We start from the raw sequence: 15,621 nt of genomic DNA, 5'->3' as shown, positions 1-15,621 counted from the left end.
CTATGGAATTAATTCGGGGTATCCATAACATCCGCGACAGACATCGTGGTTGCGTGCTGACAATCGGTAACTTTGACGGTGTCCATTTGGGTCATCAGGAAGTGCTGCGCCGCGTGGTGGAAAAAGCGCGTGAGCTTGGATTGCCTTCAACGGTAATGCTGTTTGAGCCTCAGCCGCGAGAGCTATTTTCAGGAGAAAATGCCCCGGCAAGGCTCACCCGACTTCGCGATAAGTATGTTCAACTGGCCAAACTGGGTGTTGAGCGTCTCGTCATGGTTAACTTCAACGCCAAATTCGCCTCTATCACGCCGCATGACTTCGTTCATCGCTTGTTGGCTGAACAATTGGGTGTTAAGTTTCTCGTGGTTGGTGATGATTTTCGCTTTGGCGCTAAGCGTCAGGGCGATTTTTGTTATCTGCAAAACGAAGCGACAACGGCTGGCTTTGAAGTGGTAAGTACTGACAGCTTTACTGTCTCTGAGCAACGTGTCAGCAGTACAGCCATTCGTAACGAATTGGCTGCAGGGCATCAAAGTGAAGCAGAATCTATGCTTGGCCGCCCTTACAGCATCAGCGGTCGTGTTTCCCACGGTAAAAAATTGGGTCGAACCATCGGCTTCCCGACCGCAAATGTTCCGCTCAAGCGTCGTGTATCTCCGGTTTCCGGTGTCTATGTGGTGCGTGTTGGTGGAATTGAAGAAGAACAATGGCTGGGTGGTGTAGCGAATGTCGGTACACGGCCTACTGTCAACGGTGTGCGCCAACAACTGGAAGTACACCTTTTTGACCTGGAGCGTGATCTCTATGGTCTTCAAATCGAAGTGCAGCTTTTACATAAACTGCGTGACGAGATGAAATTTGGCTCGCTCGATGAGTTGAAAGCCCAAATCGGAATTGATGCCCAGACAGCGCGTGCGTGGCTGGCTGAGCATGATGAGAAATAATGTCTAAACGTCCATATACGGAATGAACAATCAATGAGTGACTTTAAAGATACCTTAAACCTGCCGGAAACCGCGTTTCCGATGCGAGGTAATCTTGCACAGCGCGAGCCACAGATGCTCAAGCGCTGGTACGACGAAGATCTTTACGGTGAAATCCGTAAAGCTAAGAAAGGCAAAAAATCTTTCATTTTGCATGACGGCCCTCCGTATGCGAACGGCAATATTCACATTGGTCACTCCGTAAACAAAATTCTTAAAGACATTATTATTAAGTCCAAAACCCTTTCGGACTTCGACGCACCTTACGTACCAGGTTGGGACTGTCACGGCCTGCCTATTGAACTGATGGTTGAGAAGAAAGTCGGCAAGCCAGGCCAGAAAGTGTCTGCTGCTGAATTCCGTCAGAAGTGTCGTGAGTACGCCGCGAAGCAGGTTGAAGGCCAGAAGGCTGATTTCAAACGTCTGGGCGTGTTGGGTGAGTGGGACAAACCATACCTGACCATGGATTTTGATACCGAAGCAAACATCATCCGTGCACTGGGTAAAATCGCCGGTAACGGTCACCTGCACAAAGGTTTCAAACCTGTTCACTGGTGTACAGACTGTGGTTCTGCACTGGCAGAAGCTGAAGTCGAGTATTACAACAAAGTTTCTCCTTCAATCGATGTCATGTTCGGTGCTGTCGATGAAGCAGCAGTGCTGTCTAAGTTCAACCTGAACGAAGGTCATGCAGGTCAAGGTGATGTGTCTATCGTTATCTGGACCACCACACCTTGGACTCTGCCAGCGAACCGTGCAGTAGCGGTTTCTGATGCGCTGGAATACGTGCTGGTTCAGGTGGAAGGTGAAACGCCACGTCGTCTGATCATGGCAGCAGAGCTTGCGAAAGATGTGATGGATCGTGCCGGTATCGAGCACTTCCACAATCTGGGCTTCTGTAAAGGTGATGCGCTGGAACTGCTGCGTTTCAATCACCCATTCTACAGCTTCGACGTGCCAGTGATCCTGGGCGATCACGTGACCACTGAGTCAGGTACGGGTGTTGTACACACGGCACCTGGACACGGCCAGGAAGACTTCGCGGTTGGTCAAAAGTACAACCTTGAAGTAGCAAACCCAGTAGGTAGCAACGGTGTTTACTTGCCAGACACAGAGCTGTTTGCAGGTCAACACGTATTGAAAGCGAACGATAACGTGGTTGAAGTGCTTAAAGAGCACGGTGCGCTGCTGCATCACCACGCTTACGAGCACAGCTATCCACATTGCTGGCGCCACAAAACGCCAATTATCTTCCGTGCAACGCCTCAGTGGTTTATCTCTATGGAGAAAGCGGGCCTGCGTGCAAAAGCACTGGAAGAAATCAAAAACGTGCAGTGGATCCCTGAGTGGGGCCAGAACCGTATTGAGTCAATGGTAGAAGGTCGTCCTGACTGGTGTATTTCACGTCAGCGTACTTGGGGTGTGCCAATTGCCCTGTTCGTTCATAAAGAAACGGCAGAGCTTCACCCGAACACCGTTGAGCTGATTGAGCAAGTAGCTCAGAAAGTTGAACAGTCTGGCATCCAGGCATGGTGGGATCTAGAGGCTGAAGAGTTGCTTGGTACAGAAGCGGCGAACTACGAGAAAGTGCTGGACACTCTGGACGTATGGTTCGATTCAGGTGCAACGCACTATGCAGTGGTTAACCAGCGTGAAGAGTTTGCTGGCAATGAAGTAGATATGTATCTGGAAGGTTCAGACCAACACCGCGGTTGGTTCCAGTCTTCCCTGATGACCTCTGTAGCGATCAAGAACCACGCCCCTTACAAGCAGGTTCTGACGCACGGCTTCACTGTTGACGGCCAAGGCCGCAAGATGTCGAAGTCTATCGGTAACGTGGTTTCACCTCAGGACGTGATGAACAAGCTGGGTGGCGACATCCTGCGTCTGTGGGTGGCATCGACTGACTACACCGGCGAGATGACAGTTTCTGACGAAATCCTGAAACGCAGTGCAGACGCATACCGTCGTATTCGTAACACCGCGCGCTTCCTGCTGGCGAACCTGAACGGTTTCAACCCTGAAACTGATATGGTTGCAGCGGAAGATCTGGTAGTTGCAGACCGCTGGGCAGTGGGTAAAGCACTAGAAGCTCAGGAAGAGATCGTGAAAGCGTTCGAAGAGTGTAACTTCCACGCTGTTACGCAACGTCTGATGCAGTTCTGCTCGGTTGAGATGGGTTCATTCTATCTGGACATCATTAAAGACCGTCAGTACACCGCGAAAGCGGGTGGTCACGCACACCGTAGCTGTCAAACCGCGCTATTCCACATTGTGGAAGCACTGGTTCGCTGGATGGCGCCAATCATGTCGTTCACTGCAGATGAAATCTGGAACGAGATGCCAGGCAACCGTAACAAGTTCGTTTTCACCGAAGTATGGTATGACGGTCTGTTCGGTCTGGGTGAAGACGAGCAACTGAACAACGCATTCTGGGCTGAACTGCTTCGCGTGCGCGGTGCAGTGAACAAGGTTCTGGAAGCTGCTCGTAACGAGAAAACTATCGGTGGTTCTCTGGAAGCTGAAGTAACGCTTTATGCCAAACCTGAGTTTGCCGCCAAGCTGCAGGCAATGGGCGATGAACTGCGCTTCGTGCTGCTGACTTCAAAAGCTGAGGTCGTTGCTACTGATGCAGCACCAGAAGCGGCGGTAGCGACTGACGTTGAAGGTCTGTCTGTTGCTGTTGCCAAGTCTGACGCAGAGAAGTGCGATCGTTGCTGGCACCATGTTGCGGATGTTGGCACCATCGAAGGTCATGAAGCGATTTGTGGCCGTTGCGTAAGCAACATCGATGGCGAAGGCGAAAAGCGCCAGTTCGCGTAACAGGCAACGATAGGAAAGCTGGATGAAAGATCTGACAGCGAAACAATCAGGATTGCGTTGGCTATGGCTAGCGCTTCTGGTGTTCGTTCTGGATATCGGCAGCAAATTGCTGGTGATGAATACCATGGGTTACGGCTGGTCGAACCGCATTGAGGTCCTGCCGTTTTTTAACCTGCTTTATGTTCATAACTACGGCGCCGCGTTCAGCTTTCTGAGCGATGCAGGTGGCTGGCAACGTTGGTTCTTTGCCGCCATCGCGCTGGGTGTTTCTGGCATGTTGGTTTACTGGATGCGCCAAACACCCTCGACGAACCGTATACTGAATGTTGCGTATGCTTTGGTCATTGGCGGCGCTATCGGTAACTTGTTTGACCGATTGGTACATGGCTATGTGGTCGACTTTCTTGATTTCTACGTCGGTAACTACCACTGGCCAGCGTTCAACCTCGCTGATACGGGGATTGTGATTGGTGCGGTATTGATTGTGCTGGATAGCATCATCGCATCAAAAAAGCCTCAAGCTGAAGCTGAATAACCTTCGCGCTATGCGACGAAGGGATAATCATTGGCGCTGACTGCTCTGTGGTCGGCGCCAAGTCGTATAAACACCTTGATAACCCAAGTTAAATTGGGGATTTAAGGGCTCTGTTGCTTTTGGTAAATTGCCCGCCAACAAAGGATGTGAGTTAATGGCGCAAATTATTGCAAACAGCGAAGTCATCATGCACTTCACTATCAAACTCGAAGATGGCTCTGTGGCCGACAGCACCAAAACCTCTGGTAAGCCAGCCAAACTGGTGATGGGCGATGGTAGTCTGACGGAGAACTTCGAAAAATGTCTGCTGGGCCTAACTGAAGGTGAATCCGCAAGCTTCACGCTTGAACCTGAAGATGCCTTTGGTCAACCAAACCCAGACAACGTCCAGCACATGGACAGAAGCTTGTTTGCGGGTGATGCTCCAGCAGAAGAAGGCACCATCATCGCCTTCTCAGGCCCAGGCAGTCAGGAGATCCCAGGCTTAATCACAGAAGTGGCGGGCGAGTCTGTGACAGTGGATTTCAATCACCCACTGGCGGGACACCGTGTTATCTTTGACGTTGAAATTGTCAGTGTTGCTTAAAAAGGCTATTCCATGAAAGTCATGCTAGCTAACCCTCGTGGTTTTTGTGCCGGTGTTGATCGAGCGATCAGCATCGTTGAACGTGCTCTGGAACTCTACCAGCCACCGATTTATGTGCGTCACGAAGTGGTACATAACCGCTTTGTCGTGGAAGGCTTGAAAGCACGCGGCGCGGTATTTGTTGAAGAACTCAGTGAAGTGCCAGACGACAGCATTGTGATTTTCTCTGCGCACGGTGTTTCTCAAGCAGTACGCAATGAAGCGAAAGCCCGTGCGTTGACCGTGTTTGATGCTACTTGCCCATTGGTGACCAAAGTTCATATGGAAGTGGCACGTGCTAGCCGTCGTAATATGGAAGTAGTGTTGATTGGCCATGCCGGTCATCCAGAGGTGGAAGGCACCATGGGGCAATATGCCAGCGAAACCGGTGGCATGTATCTGGTAGAGAAACCGGAAGATGTCTACAAGCTGGACGTGAAAGATCCTTCAAACCTTCATTTCGTCAGCCAAACGACCTTGTCTGTGGATGAGACGGCAGAAGTGATTGAGACGCTGCGCAAAGTCTTCCCGGACATTCAGGGCCCACGCAAAGACGACATTTGCTATGCGACCCAAAACCGCCAGGATGCCGTTCGCGATCTCGCGACCCAATGTGACGTTTTGGTAGTTGTGGGCTCGAAGAACAGCTCGAACTCAAACCGTCTGCGTGAACTGAGTGAGAAACTGGGGACTCCCGGTTATCTGACCGATTGCGCTGAAGACGTGAAAGCTGAATGGTTTGACGGCAAATCCAAAGTCGGAATTACGGCTGGTGCTTCTGCGCCGGAAGAGTTGGTGAACCTCATTATCGCCCGTATTGAAGAGTTGGGCGGTACTGCGGTGGAAGAGCTGAAAGGTCGTGAAGAGAACATGTTCTTTGAAGTGCCACGAGAGCTTCAAGTAAAAGAAGTGCATTGATCGATAAAACCGAAAGGGAGCGAAGGCTCCCTTTTTTACGCCGCCATTCCCGCGATTGAACGCGCAGAGGTTGATTCACATCACGCGGCGAAAAGGGTAGAGTGGTTATCCAGTTACGAATATAACGCGCACAAAGTGGCGTGATGACAGGAAGTTAAAAGGGGAAATAGATGGTTCGCATTGCAATTGCGGGCGCTGCCGGACGCATGGGCCGACAGCTTATTCAGGCGACTGACGCGATGGAAGGCGCGGTTCTGGCTGCAGCAAGTGAGCGTCCTGAGTCGAGCTTGATTGGTACCGACGCAGGTGAACTGGCAGGTATTGGTAAGCGCGATGTAGCAATCGTTGATGATTTGGCGAAAGTGGCCGATCAATTTGATGTCATCATCGATTTCACTGCACCAGTAGCGACACTGGCAAACATTGAGCTTTGCCGTGCTCATGGTAAGCGACTGGTGATCGGTACGACTGGCTTTAGCGAAGAGCAGCGCGCACAGATTGATGCGGCGACCGATGTTGGTATCGTCATGGCGCCAAACTACAGCGTCGGTGTGAACCTCGTTTTCAAACTGCTCGAAAAAGCTGCCAAGGTGATGGGCGGCTACTGTGACATTGAAATCGTTGAAGCGCACCACAGACATAAAGTGGATGCACCATCAGGCACAGCAATTGGCATGGGTGAGGCAATTGCCGGTGCTATGGGTAACAAGTTGAGTGATGTTGCTGTATATGCTCGTGAAGGTATCACTGGTGAGCGTACCCGAGATGAGATTGGTTTTGCGACCATCCGAGCGGGCGATATCGTCGGCGAGCATACTGCTATGTTTGCAGACATTGGTGAACGCGTGGAAATTACCCACAAAGCGTCTAACCGTATGACCTTTGCAAATGGCGCGGTTCGCGCCGCGGTATGGTTGGCAGCAAAAGAAGCAGGCTTCTATACCATGCAAGACGTGCTTGAACTGGATACCCTGTAAGTCGCTCGTTTTTCCAGTTAATACGCATTCATATAACTATGCAGTGTCTTTCTGTATGCTGCATAGTTTTTCTCAATAAATGGCGATTTTATTTAAATAGTCACAATTTGCAAAAATCCTCCAACTTAACTGTATTTTAAGTGTCGTCGGTTTGGGATTTATGGTTAAGCCATCAAAAACCAAACTAAACTCTGATGATAAAAACGGTTGCGTGATGACCTGACTGTATTTCTTTCCCGTCTCATCCTTCCTTCCTTAAAGTGTTAACCTGTACGATGAAATTTCGTATAGAATCCTCAGATAATACTCACTTTTGCCCGTTTGAGAGGCAAAATCTCAGCTGCAGGCTATAAGTAATATTCTTTTTTTTGCCACTTATTGACAGCTTGTGAATCGATCTCTAGAATGCGCGCAATTTGTCAAAATTCAGCTTTAGTGATTTTTGACACTTGTATGGAATGCTTTGATGCAAGATTATATAGTTTTTCTGCATCTTTATTGATTTGGAGGTTGTCTTGAGCAAGTCTGCGCTCTTAGTCCTGGAAGACGGGACTGTATTCCACGGTGAATCCATTGGTGCTGATGGAACCGCTGTTGGTGAAGTTGTTTTCAATACCTCGATGACGGGGTACCAAGAAATTCTCACCGACCCTTCCTATTCCCAGCAAATCGTTACTCTCACTTATCCCCACATTGGCAATACCGGTACTAATACCGAAGACGAAGAATCCTCAAAAATCCATGCTCAAGGCCTGGTAATCCGCGACCTCCCCCTTATCGCTTCTAACTTCCGTAATCAGCAATCTCTTTCTGATTATCTGAAATCCCAAAACATCGTTGGCATCGCTGACATCGACACCCGTAAGCTGACCCGTTTGCTGCGTGAAAAAGGCGCTCAGAATGGCTGCATCGTTGCGGGCGACAACATCGATGAAGCGCTGGCACTGGCAAAAGCCAAAGAGTTCCCAGGCCTGAAAGGGATGGATCTGGCGAAAGAAGTGACGACAGCTGAAGCGTACGAGTGGAAACAAGGCTCATGGACGTTGGAAGGCGGCCTACCAGAAGCGAAAGATGACAGCGAACTCCCTTATCACGTAGTGGCTTATGATTTCGGCGCGAAACGTAACATTCTGCGTATGTTGGTTGACCGCGGCTGTCGCTTGACTGTGGTCCCTGCTCAAACGTCAGCAGAAGATGTACTGGCAATGAATCCAGACGGTGTGTTCTTGTCAAACGGCCCTGGCGACCCGGCACCATGTGAGTACGCGATTGAAGCGACTAAAGTTTTCCTGGACAAAGGCTTGCCAATCTTTGGTATCTGTCTAGGTCACCAAATTCTGGCACTGGCATCAGGCGCTCAAACCGTGAAGATGAAGTTTGGTCACCATGGTGCGAACCACCCGGTTAAAGACTTGGACCGCAATGTCGTGATGATCACCAGCCAGAACCACGGCTTTGCAGCAGACGAAGAAACGCTGCCAGCTAACCTGCGCGCGACGCACAAATCTCTGTTCGACGGCTCATTGCAAGGCATCCACCGCACGGATAAGCCGGCATTTAGCTTCCAGGGCCACCCTGAAGCGAGCCCAGGTCCGCACGATGCGGCACCGCTTTTCGACCACTTTATTGAACTGATCAAGCAACACAGCGCGTAATCCGGAGTAGCAGAGAATGCCAAAACGTACAGATATTCAAAGTATTCTTATCCTTGGCGCAGGCCCGATTGTTATCGGTCAGGCGTGTGAGTTCGACTATTCAGGTGCACAGGCGTGTAAAGCGCTGCGTGAAGAGGGTTACCGCGTTATTCTGGTGAACTCTAACCCTGCCACCATCATGACTGACCCAGAGATGGCTGATGCGACTTACATCGAGCCAATCCAGTGGGAAGTGGTACGCAACATTATCGAAAAAGAGCGTCCAGATGCGGTTCTGCCTACCATGGGTGGCCAGACAGCTCTGAACTGTGCACTGGATCTGGAAAAACACGGCGTACTGGCTGAGTTCGGCGTGGAGATGATTGGTGCAACGGCGGATGCGATTGATAAAGCAGAAGACCGTTCACGTTTCGACAAAGCCATGAAGTCTATCGGTCTGGAATGTCCACGAGCTGACACGGCTAAGACCATGGAAGAGGCTTACAAAGTCCTCGATATGGTGGGCTTCCCATGTATCATCCGTCCTTCTTTCACCATGGGTGGTACCGGTGGCGGTATCGCGTATAACAAAGAAGAGTTCGACGAAATCTGTCGCCGCGGTCTGGATCTGTCTCCAACCAATGAGTTGCTGATTGACGAGTCTCTGATTGGTTGGAAAGAGTACGAAATGGAAGTGGTTCGCGACAAAGCGGACAACTGTATCATCGTGTGTTCTATCGAGAACTTCGATGCCATGGGTATCCACACCGGTGACTCCATCACGGTTGCACCTGCTCAGACCTTGACTGACAAAGAATACCAACTGATGCGTAATGCATCGCTGGCAGTTCTGCGTGAAATCGGCGTTGAAACGGGTGGTTCTAACGTTCAGTTCGGTATCAACCCGAAAGATGGCCGTATGGTTATCATCGAAATGAACCCACGTGTATCACGCTCTTCTGCACTGGCATCGAAAGCAACGGGTTTCCCGATTGCAAAAGTGGCAGCGAAACTGGCTGTTGGTTTCACCCTTGATGAGCTGATGAACGACATCACTGGCGGTGCAACGCCAGCGTCTTTTGAACCGACCATCGACTATGTGGTTACCAAGATCCCACGCTTCAACTTCGAAAAATTTGCGGGCGCAAATGACCGCCTGACTACCCAGATGAAATCTGTGGGTGAAGTCATGGCTATCGGCCGTAACCAACAGGAATCACTGCACAAAGCGCTGCGTGGTCTGGAAGTTGGTGCGACCGGTTTCGACGAGATGGTTGACCTAGATGAACCAGATGCACTGACCAAAATCCGTCACGAGCTGAAAGATGCAGGCGCAGAACGTATTTGGTACATCGCAGATGCATTCCGTGCGGGCATGTCCGTAGACGGCGTGTTCAAACTGACCAATATCGATCGCTGGTTCCTGGTTCAAATCGAAGAGATTGTGAAGCTGGAAGCGGAAATCAAAGAAGGTGGCTTTGCTGGCCTGAATGCGAAAGTACTGCGCAAACTGAAGCGTAAAGGTTTCTCCGATGCACGCCTGAGCAAGCTGCTGGGTGTGAGCGAAAGCGAAATCCGCAAACTGCGCGACCAGTACGATATTCACCCTGTCTACAAGCGTGTAGATACCTGTGCAGCAGAATTCTCTTCTGACACGGCGTACATGTACTCATCTTACGATGAAGAGTGTGAAGCGAACCCTTCAGATAAAGACAAGATCATGGTTCTGGGAGGCGGTCCAAACCGTATCGGTCAAGGTATCGAATTCGACTACTGCTGTGTACACGCATCACTGGCATTACGTGAAGACGGCTACGAAACCATTATGGTTAACTGTAACCCTGAGACGGTTTCGACTGACTATGACACCTCAGACCGTCTGTACTTCGAACCGGTAACACTGGAAGACGTACTGGCTATTGCGCGTGTTGAGAAGCCAAAAGGCGTTATCGTTCAGTACGGTGGCCAAACCCCGCTGAAACTGGCTCGTGCGCTGGAAGCAGCAGGTGTGCCAATCATTGGTACCAGCCCTGATGCGATTGACCGCGCAGAAGACCGTGAGCGTTTCCAAGCGGCGGTTGAGCGTCTTGGCCTTAAACAGCCTGAAAACGCGACAGTAACAGCACTGGAGCAAGCGGTAGAGAAATCTCGTGAAATCGGTTATCCGCTGGTGGTTCGTCCTTCTTATGTACTGGGCGGCCGTGCGATGGAAATCGTTTACGACGAGAGCGACCTACGCCGTTACTTCAACGAAGCGGTAAGCGTTTCTAACGAGTCTCCTGTACTACTGGACCGTTTCCTGGATGACGCGACAGAAGTTGACGTCGATGCAATCTGCGACGGCGAGCGAGTGGTTATCGGCGGCATCATGGAGCATATCGAACAAGCGGGCGTTCACTCTGGTGACTCTGCATGTTCACTGCCTGCTTACACCCTGAGCCAAGAGATTCAGGACGAGATGCGCCGTCAAGTTGAGAAACTGGCCTTCGAGCTGGGTGTTCGTGGCCTGATGAATACTCAGTTTGCTGTAAAAGACGGCGAAGTTTACCTGATTGAGGTGAACCCGCGTGCAGCGCGAACGGTACCTTTCGTATCAAAAGCGACCGGCGCACCACTGGCGAAGATTGCTGCTCGTGTGATGGCGGGTCAATCTCTGGAATCACAGGGTTTCACTCAGGAAATCATTCCTCCTTACTACTCAGTGAAAGAAGTGGTTCTGCCATTCAACAAATTCCCTGGCGTTGACCCACTGCTTGGCCCTGAAATGCGCTCAACCGGTGAAGTTATGGGTGTGGGCGACACGTTTGCAGAGGCGTTTGCGAAAGCAGACCTTGGCTGTGGCAAAACCTACACTGAGCAAGGCCGTGCACTGCTGTCTGTTCGTAACAACGACAAACAACGTGTTGTTGACCTGGCAGCCAAGCTTATCAAGCTGGGCTTCGAGCTGGATGCGACCCACGGTACTGCGGTTGTTCTTGGCGAAGCGGGCATCAACCCACGCCTGGTGAACAAAGTACACGAAGGTCGTCCTCACATTCTTGACCGTATCAAGAACGGTGAGTACAGCTACATCATCAATACCACCGAAGGTCGTCAAGCGATTGAAGACTCGAAGGTACTGCGTCGCGGCGCACTGGCAGAGAAGGTGAACTACACCACTACGCTGAACGCAGCGTTTGCGACCTGTATGGCGCACGCTGCCGCTGATCTGTCGAAGGTGAACTCAGTACAAGAGCTGCACGCACGCGTGGCAGAAAAGTACGGTAAATAATTAACAAAACTGCCCCGAGTGATTTTGAGCTGACGCTTTAAGTTGTGAGGGGAGAACTAATGAGTCGGCAGTAAGCCGACCGTTACGATAACCTCCTTGCCCGCCTCTATGGCGGGCTTTTTTATGTTTTTAGTTTTTCACACTTGATATTTTTTGCCTTGTTTTTAGTTGAGTTCGCGTGCGTTCCACATAGAATTTACGGGTCGCAATGCTGCGACTGAATTGGAGAAAACCATGAACGTTATCGACCAGCCTCCGAGTTGCAAGGGAAGCCTGTAATACCAGACGGTAACATTCGTGATCATTTCGCGTTTCAACCGTCCGGTTGGAATGCTCCGCTTTAAAGCTCCTTTTTATTCCCTGTGCTTCCCGAAAATTCTGAGTGAGAAAACTGACTGCATTCGTATGTCGTTAAAAGGCTTCTGCACTTTTTCGGCTGAAATCAGTCGCTTTTCTATGGTCGTTACACCTAGCCAATCGGGAGGTTCGCTATGGCGGTAATGAACGCTACTTCGCTGGGAAACCAGCCAACTGCTTTTGCTGCGAGAGAAATTGAAGCAGCAAGAAGCGCATTTTTATTTCATGAAAACAATGAGCGTGTTCGCTTACTCTCTGTGATGCCTGTTAGTGAGGCGATTGCAGTATTAAATCAGTGCCCAGTGGCATTGGTTCGACGGCTGCTTGATGACTTGGCTGAAACTGGGGAGGTAGTGCGTGTCAGGCAAATTGCCACTGGACTTGGGCTTATCAGCTCCGAAGTTGAGCCTGATGGCAATTATCTGACTAACTCGGTATTGAGCCATGTCCGTCAACGGATTGGTTGGATTATCGGATTAGCACTGCTTGGTATCGTTTCGGGACTTATTATCTCGCATTACGAAGATACTTTGAGCCAGCTTGTGTTACTGGCTATCTATATGCCTGTCATTGCAGCTGCAGGCGGCAATGCAGGCTCTCAAGCAGCGACACTGGTAGTAAGGGCGCTGGCGATGAATGAAGTCAGACCGGGACAATGGCTGCTCGTGATGTGGAAAGAAGTGAGGATTGCGGCGATCATTGCTATTACACTGGCGGTCGTCATCATGGCACGGGTGATGTTGTTCAGTGATAGCAGCGCGTTGCCAGCTGGCATGGCACTGATTGATATCGCTACCGCCATTGGCCTTGCGCTAACCATTCAAGTCACGGTATCGACCACGCTTGGTGGTGTATTACCCTTGGTGGCGAGAAAGCTCAAGCTTGACCCTGCTGTGTTGGTCAGCCCTGTGCTAGCCTCTGTGGTCGATATCAGTGGGATGGCAATCTATTTCGTTACGGTTAACGCGTGGTTAGGCTTGACGTAAGTAAAGCCTGATAAAGCTCCCGTTCGAATTGGGTGATTGGGCTGGCGACATTGGCTGGCCTATCATCTGATTCGGGGATGTGGTAGTTCGTCACCAATTGTACGACCAATATATCTTTACCTTGCTGATTTCTCAGTACGCCAGCGAGGTTATAACTGCCATATAACGAGCCCGTTTTTGCAGCGAGTCTTTGTTTTAAAGGTGCATGGCGCACACTGGAGCGGTATTTCAGGGTACCATCGACGCCTGAAACTGGAAGCATGGAAAGCACGCCGAGACTCGGGTTTTCATAAACGTAATGCATGACGTTCATCAATTGAGAAGCCGTCATGCGGTTGTTACGCGACAGGCCTGAACCATCAACTATCACCGCATGGGTTAAATCCAGCCCTGCTTTTTCCTGTAAAATGGCCTTCACCGCTGCAGCACCATTTGCAAAGGTGCCAGGTTGACCGTAATAACGGTGCCCCATGGTTTTTAAAAGGTTGTCGGCCAACAAGTTATCAGAGCGCTTCAGCATGACTTTTAGGAGAGCATCCCGCGAATCCGACCTATGTCTTGCTAGCAAAGTGCGGTTCCCCTTGACTGCGCCCAATCGAATCTTTCCATCCAATTTGATAGCGACGCTTTTCAGCTCTGAAGCCAATACATCTTCGACATATTTTTGTGGATTCTGAACTGCAAATTTGAGAGGGAGTGGGTTAGACCGATGCTGTAAACAACCACTCAGCAAGTACTGGTTGTTATTGTCGTAATGAAGTTCCAAATCACATAGATTGGCTTCCTGCTCGCTTTTGGTCACGGCGAGCGCGTCAGTGTCGACTTGTACAGGCTGGTGTTCGGGGACAAAGACCCGGGTAATTTTTTGATTTTTTTCACTGTATATCGAACCTTGAACACAGTTTCGTTCCAGCGCCACTGCGCTGGAAGGGGCGCTATAACAAACCCCCAGAATATCCCACGGCCATCCTACGGCTCGCTCGTAGCCAGCAAACACAGTCCCATCCAGCCAAACATCGCCTCTGATTCGCTTTACGCCTTTTGCTTTAAGGGCGCTCACCATAAGCTGGAGGTCTTTTCGCGTTAAAGTGGGGTCACCCGAAAAGGTAAATACGATGTCATTGCCAGCCTGTTCAACTTTGGTTTCAAAGGCAAAGTCTTTAGGAAGATAGAGGCTAGCTGCAAGCGCAGTGATCACCTTCTGGGTACTGGCTGGTGGTAGAAGAATGTCGTCGCCAACTGACACAATTTCAGAGCCAGAATTTGCATCATGGACAGAGAGTGCCAATTGGCTTCCTGCGGGGAGCATTGCTTGAATTTTATTGAGCGGAACGGCGTGAGTTGAGAAAGAAAGCGAGATGAAAAATAGCAGAGTAAGAAGGCGCACCATGAATTCTCCGGCAAAGAAGGCAGATCCAGTATGGTACAAAAAACGCCTACACGTAGGTAGGCGTTTTGATATTCAATATTAAGTAATTAACTTAACAGAGAATTAGAAGTCGTAACGCAGGCCAACAACAAATTGGTCTTCTGCGTCTTTAGCGTTTTCTACGTCATTTTTGTCCAACAGGTTAAAGTTGTACGACGTGTAAGCGCGGAAGTTGTCGTTGAAGTAGTGGGTCGCATCGATTGCAATAGAATCGTAAGTGTCTGACTTGTCAGAGCCAGTTTTAGATTCTGCGTTGTTGTAAGTGGTGGTGAACTTGGTTTGACCCATTTTGTAAGCGGCTGCCAGCTCGTAACCGGTCAGGTCAGTAGTTGTGCCAGCTTTTTTCACTTCACCGTCTTTGTACAGCGCTGCAACGTAGATGTTGTTGATTGAGTAAGACGCAGCCGCTTGCATTTGGCTTTCTGCAGCGTACTGCTTACTTGAAATGACTACATCTTTACCTTGGTCAGCGTAACCCAGACCCAGTGCCAGACCGTTCTCCATCGCGTATACCGCACCCAGAGAGTAGCCGCCGTCAACAACCAAGTTGCCGTTCAGGTCAGTGGTTTCGCCAACGTAGTTTGCTTTAACAGTCAGGCCACCAAACTCACCCATGTAAGCCAGGTTGTTTTGAATACGGTCAGCAACGGCGATTTTACCGCTCGCGCCAGCACCGTGGTAAGACATGATATCGGTAAAGTCAGTGATCATGCCCAGAGAGCCGTCAGTTTTACCGTAAGCGATTTTGCCGAACTCGGTACCGATACCCGCGAAGCCGTAACGTACTTCGTCAGTAGTCGTTGTGTACTCGTGCTCGAAGAAACCAAAACCAGTGACGTTCTCAGCAATTTCAGTTTGACCCAGGATGTTCATACGAGCACGACTCTTGTCTGTCATGTCGCCGTCTTGCATCAGGGCGCGCGCTTCGATACGGCCACCGATAGCCATTGAAGAAGTGCCATCGTTAAAAACTTCAGCAGCAGAAACAGAGGTAGAAGCTACAGCAGCTACAGCAAGAGCAATCAACTTTTTGTTCATTACGTTGTCCTTTATATGAATTTGATTTTCGAGACGTTATCTCCA

At 50.1% G+C, this 15,621-nt stretch carries 11 protein-coding genes; 9 read left to right on the top strand and 2 right to left on the bottom strand.

What is annotated here, in order from left to right:
- Nucleotides 1–2 precede the first annotated feature (2 nt).
- The 9 genes from ribF to D515_RS17315 all read left to right on the top strand — a co-directional run bounded on the left by ribF (nt 3) and on the right by D515_RS17315 (nt 13,109).
- Complete coding sequence (gene ribF, locus D515_RS26060; RefSeq protein ID WP_002540353.1) at nt 3–944, top strand: bifunctional riboflavin kinase/FAD synthetase; 942 nt, start codon at nt 3–5, stop codon at nt 942–944.
- Nucleotides 945–977: 33 nt separating this feature from the next.
- Entirely contained in the window at nt 978–3,806 is a 2,829-nt protein-coding gene (gene ileS, locus D515_RS17350) for an isoleucine--tRNA ligase (RefSeq protein ID WP_002540351.1), read from the top strand.
- 22 nt (nt 3,807–3,828) lie between these two features.
- On the top strand, nt 3,829–4,341 hold the full coding sequence (gene lspA, locus D515_RS17345) for a signal peptidase II (protein WP_002540350.1): 513 nt from the start codon (nt 3,829–3,831) through the stop codon (nt 4,339–4,341).
- Between the two features lie 154 nt (nt 4,342–4,495).
- Nucleotides 4,496–4,927 carry an FKBP-type peptidyl-prolyl cis-trans isomerase gene (fkpB, locus tag D515_RS17340; protein WP_002540348.1) on the top strand — a complete coding sequence of 144 codons (432 nt, stop codon included), beginning with the start codon at nt 4,496–4,498 and terminating at the stop codon, nt 4,925–4,927.
- A 12-nt stretch (nt 4,928–4,939) separates the two neighbouring features.
- Nucleotides 4,940–5,884, top strand: a complete 945-nt coding sequence (gene ispH, locus D515_RS17335; protein ID WP_002540347.1) for a 4-hydroxy-3-methylbut-2-enyl diphosphate reductase — start codon at nt 4,940–4,942, stop codon at nt 5,882–5,884.
- 170 nt (nt 5,885–6,054) lie between these two features.
- Nucleotides 6,055–6,861, top strand: coding sequence for a 4-hydroxy-tetrahydrodipicolinate reductase (gene dapB / locus D515_RS17330; protein ID WP_002540345.1), 807 nt, complete (start codon nt 6,055–6,057; stop codon nt 6,859–6,861).
- A 515-nt stretch (nt 6,862–7,376) separates the two neighbouring features.
- Nucleotides 7,377–8,516: a glutamine-hydrolyzing carbamoyl-phosphate synthase small subunit gene (gene carA / locus D515_RS17325; RefSeq protein WP_002540344.1), complete on the top strand. Its 1,140-nt coding sequence runs from the start codon at nt 7,377–7,379 to the stop codon at nt 8,514–8,516.
- A gap of 16 nt (nt 8,517–8,532) precedes the next feature.
- Nucleotides 8,533–11,766 carry a carbamoyl-phosphate synthase large subunit gene (carB, locus tag D515_RS17320; RefSeq protein WP_002540342.1) on the top strand — a complete coding sequence of 1,078 codons (3,234 nt, stop codon included), beginning with the start codon at nt 8,533–8,535 and terminating at the stop codon, nt 11,764–11,766.
- Between the two features lie 491 nt (nt 11,767–12,257).
- On the top strand, nt 12,258–13,109 hold the full coding sequence (locus D515_RS17315; RefSeq protein WP_002540340.1) for a magnesium transporter: 852 nt from the start codon (nt 12,258–12,260) through the stop codon (nt 13,107–13,109).
- On the opposite strand, the gene dacB is transcribed toward D515_RS17315, so the two are convergent.
- Entirely contained in the window at nt 13,084–14,499 is a 1,416-nt protein-coding gene (gene dacB / locus D515_RS17310) for a serine-type D-Ala-D-Ala carboxypeptidase (protein WP_002540339.1), read from the bottom strand. The genes D515_RS17315 and dacB overlap by 26 nt on opposite strands.
- A 102-nt stretch (nt 14,500–14,601) precedes the next feature.
- On the bottom strand, nt 14,602–15,576 hold the full coding sequence (locus D515_RS17305; RefSeq protein WP_002540338.1) for a porin: 975 nt from the start codon (nt 15,574–15,576) through the stop codon (nt 14,602–14,604).
- Nucleotides 15,577–15,621: the final 45 nt, after the last annotated feature.

The organism is Grimontia indica (assembly GCF_000333895.2).
GTDB lineage: Bacteria > Pseudomonadota > Gammaproteobacteria > Enterobacterales > Vibrionaceae > Enterovibrio > Enterovibrio indicus.
Note: the sequence above shows the minus strand (reverse complement) of the source record. Positions and strands in the feature narration are given on the sequence as shown.

Bases quoted from the DNA above. Each gene is read 5' to 3' on its own strand.
- ribF (WP_002540353.1), top strand. From the start codon at position 3: ATGGAATTAATTCGGGGTATCCATAACATCCGCGACAGACATCGTGGT.
- ileS (WP_002540351.1), top strand. From the start codon at position 978: ATGAGTGACTTTAAAGATACCTTAAACCTGCCGGAAACCGCGTTTCCG.
- lspA (WP_002540350.1), top strand. From the start codon at position 3,829: ATGAAAGATCTGACAGCGAAACAATCAGGATTGCGTTGGCTATGGCTA.
- fkpB (WP_002540348.1), top strand. From the start codon at position 4,496: ATGGCGCAAATTATTGCAAACAGCGAAGTCATCATGCACTTCACTATC.
- ispH (WP_002540347.1), top strand. From the start codon at position 4,940: ATGAAAGTCATGCTAGCTAACCCTCGTGGTTTTTGTGCCGGTGTTGAT.
- dapB (WP_002540345.1), top strand. From the start codon at position 6,055: ATGGTTCGCATTGCAATTGCGGGCGCTGCCGGACGCATGGGCCGACAG.
- carB (WP_002540342.1), top strand. From the start codon at position 8,533: ATGCCAAAACGTACAGATATTCAAAGTATTCTTATCCTTGGCGCAGGC.
- D515_RS17315 (WP_002540340.1), top strand. From the start codon at position 12,258: ATGGCGGTAATGAACGCTACTTCGCTGGGAAACCAGCCAACTGCTTTT.
- dacB (WP_002540339.1), bottom strand. From the start codon at position 14,499: ATGGTGCGCCTTCTTACTCTGCTATTTTTCATCTCGCTTTCTTTCTCA.
- D515_RS17305 (WP_002540338.1), bottom strand. From the start codon at position 15,576: ATGAACAAAAAGTTGATTGCTCTTGCTGTAGCTGCTGTAGCTTCTACC.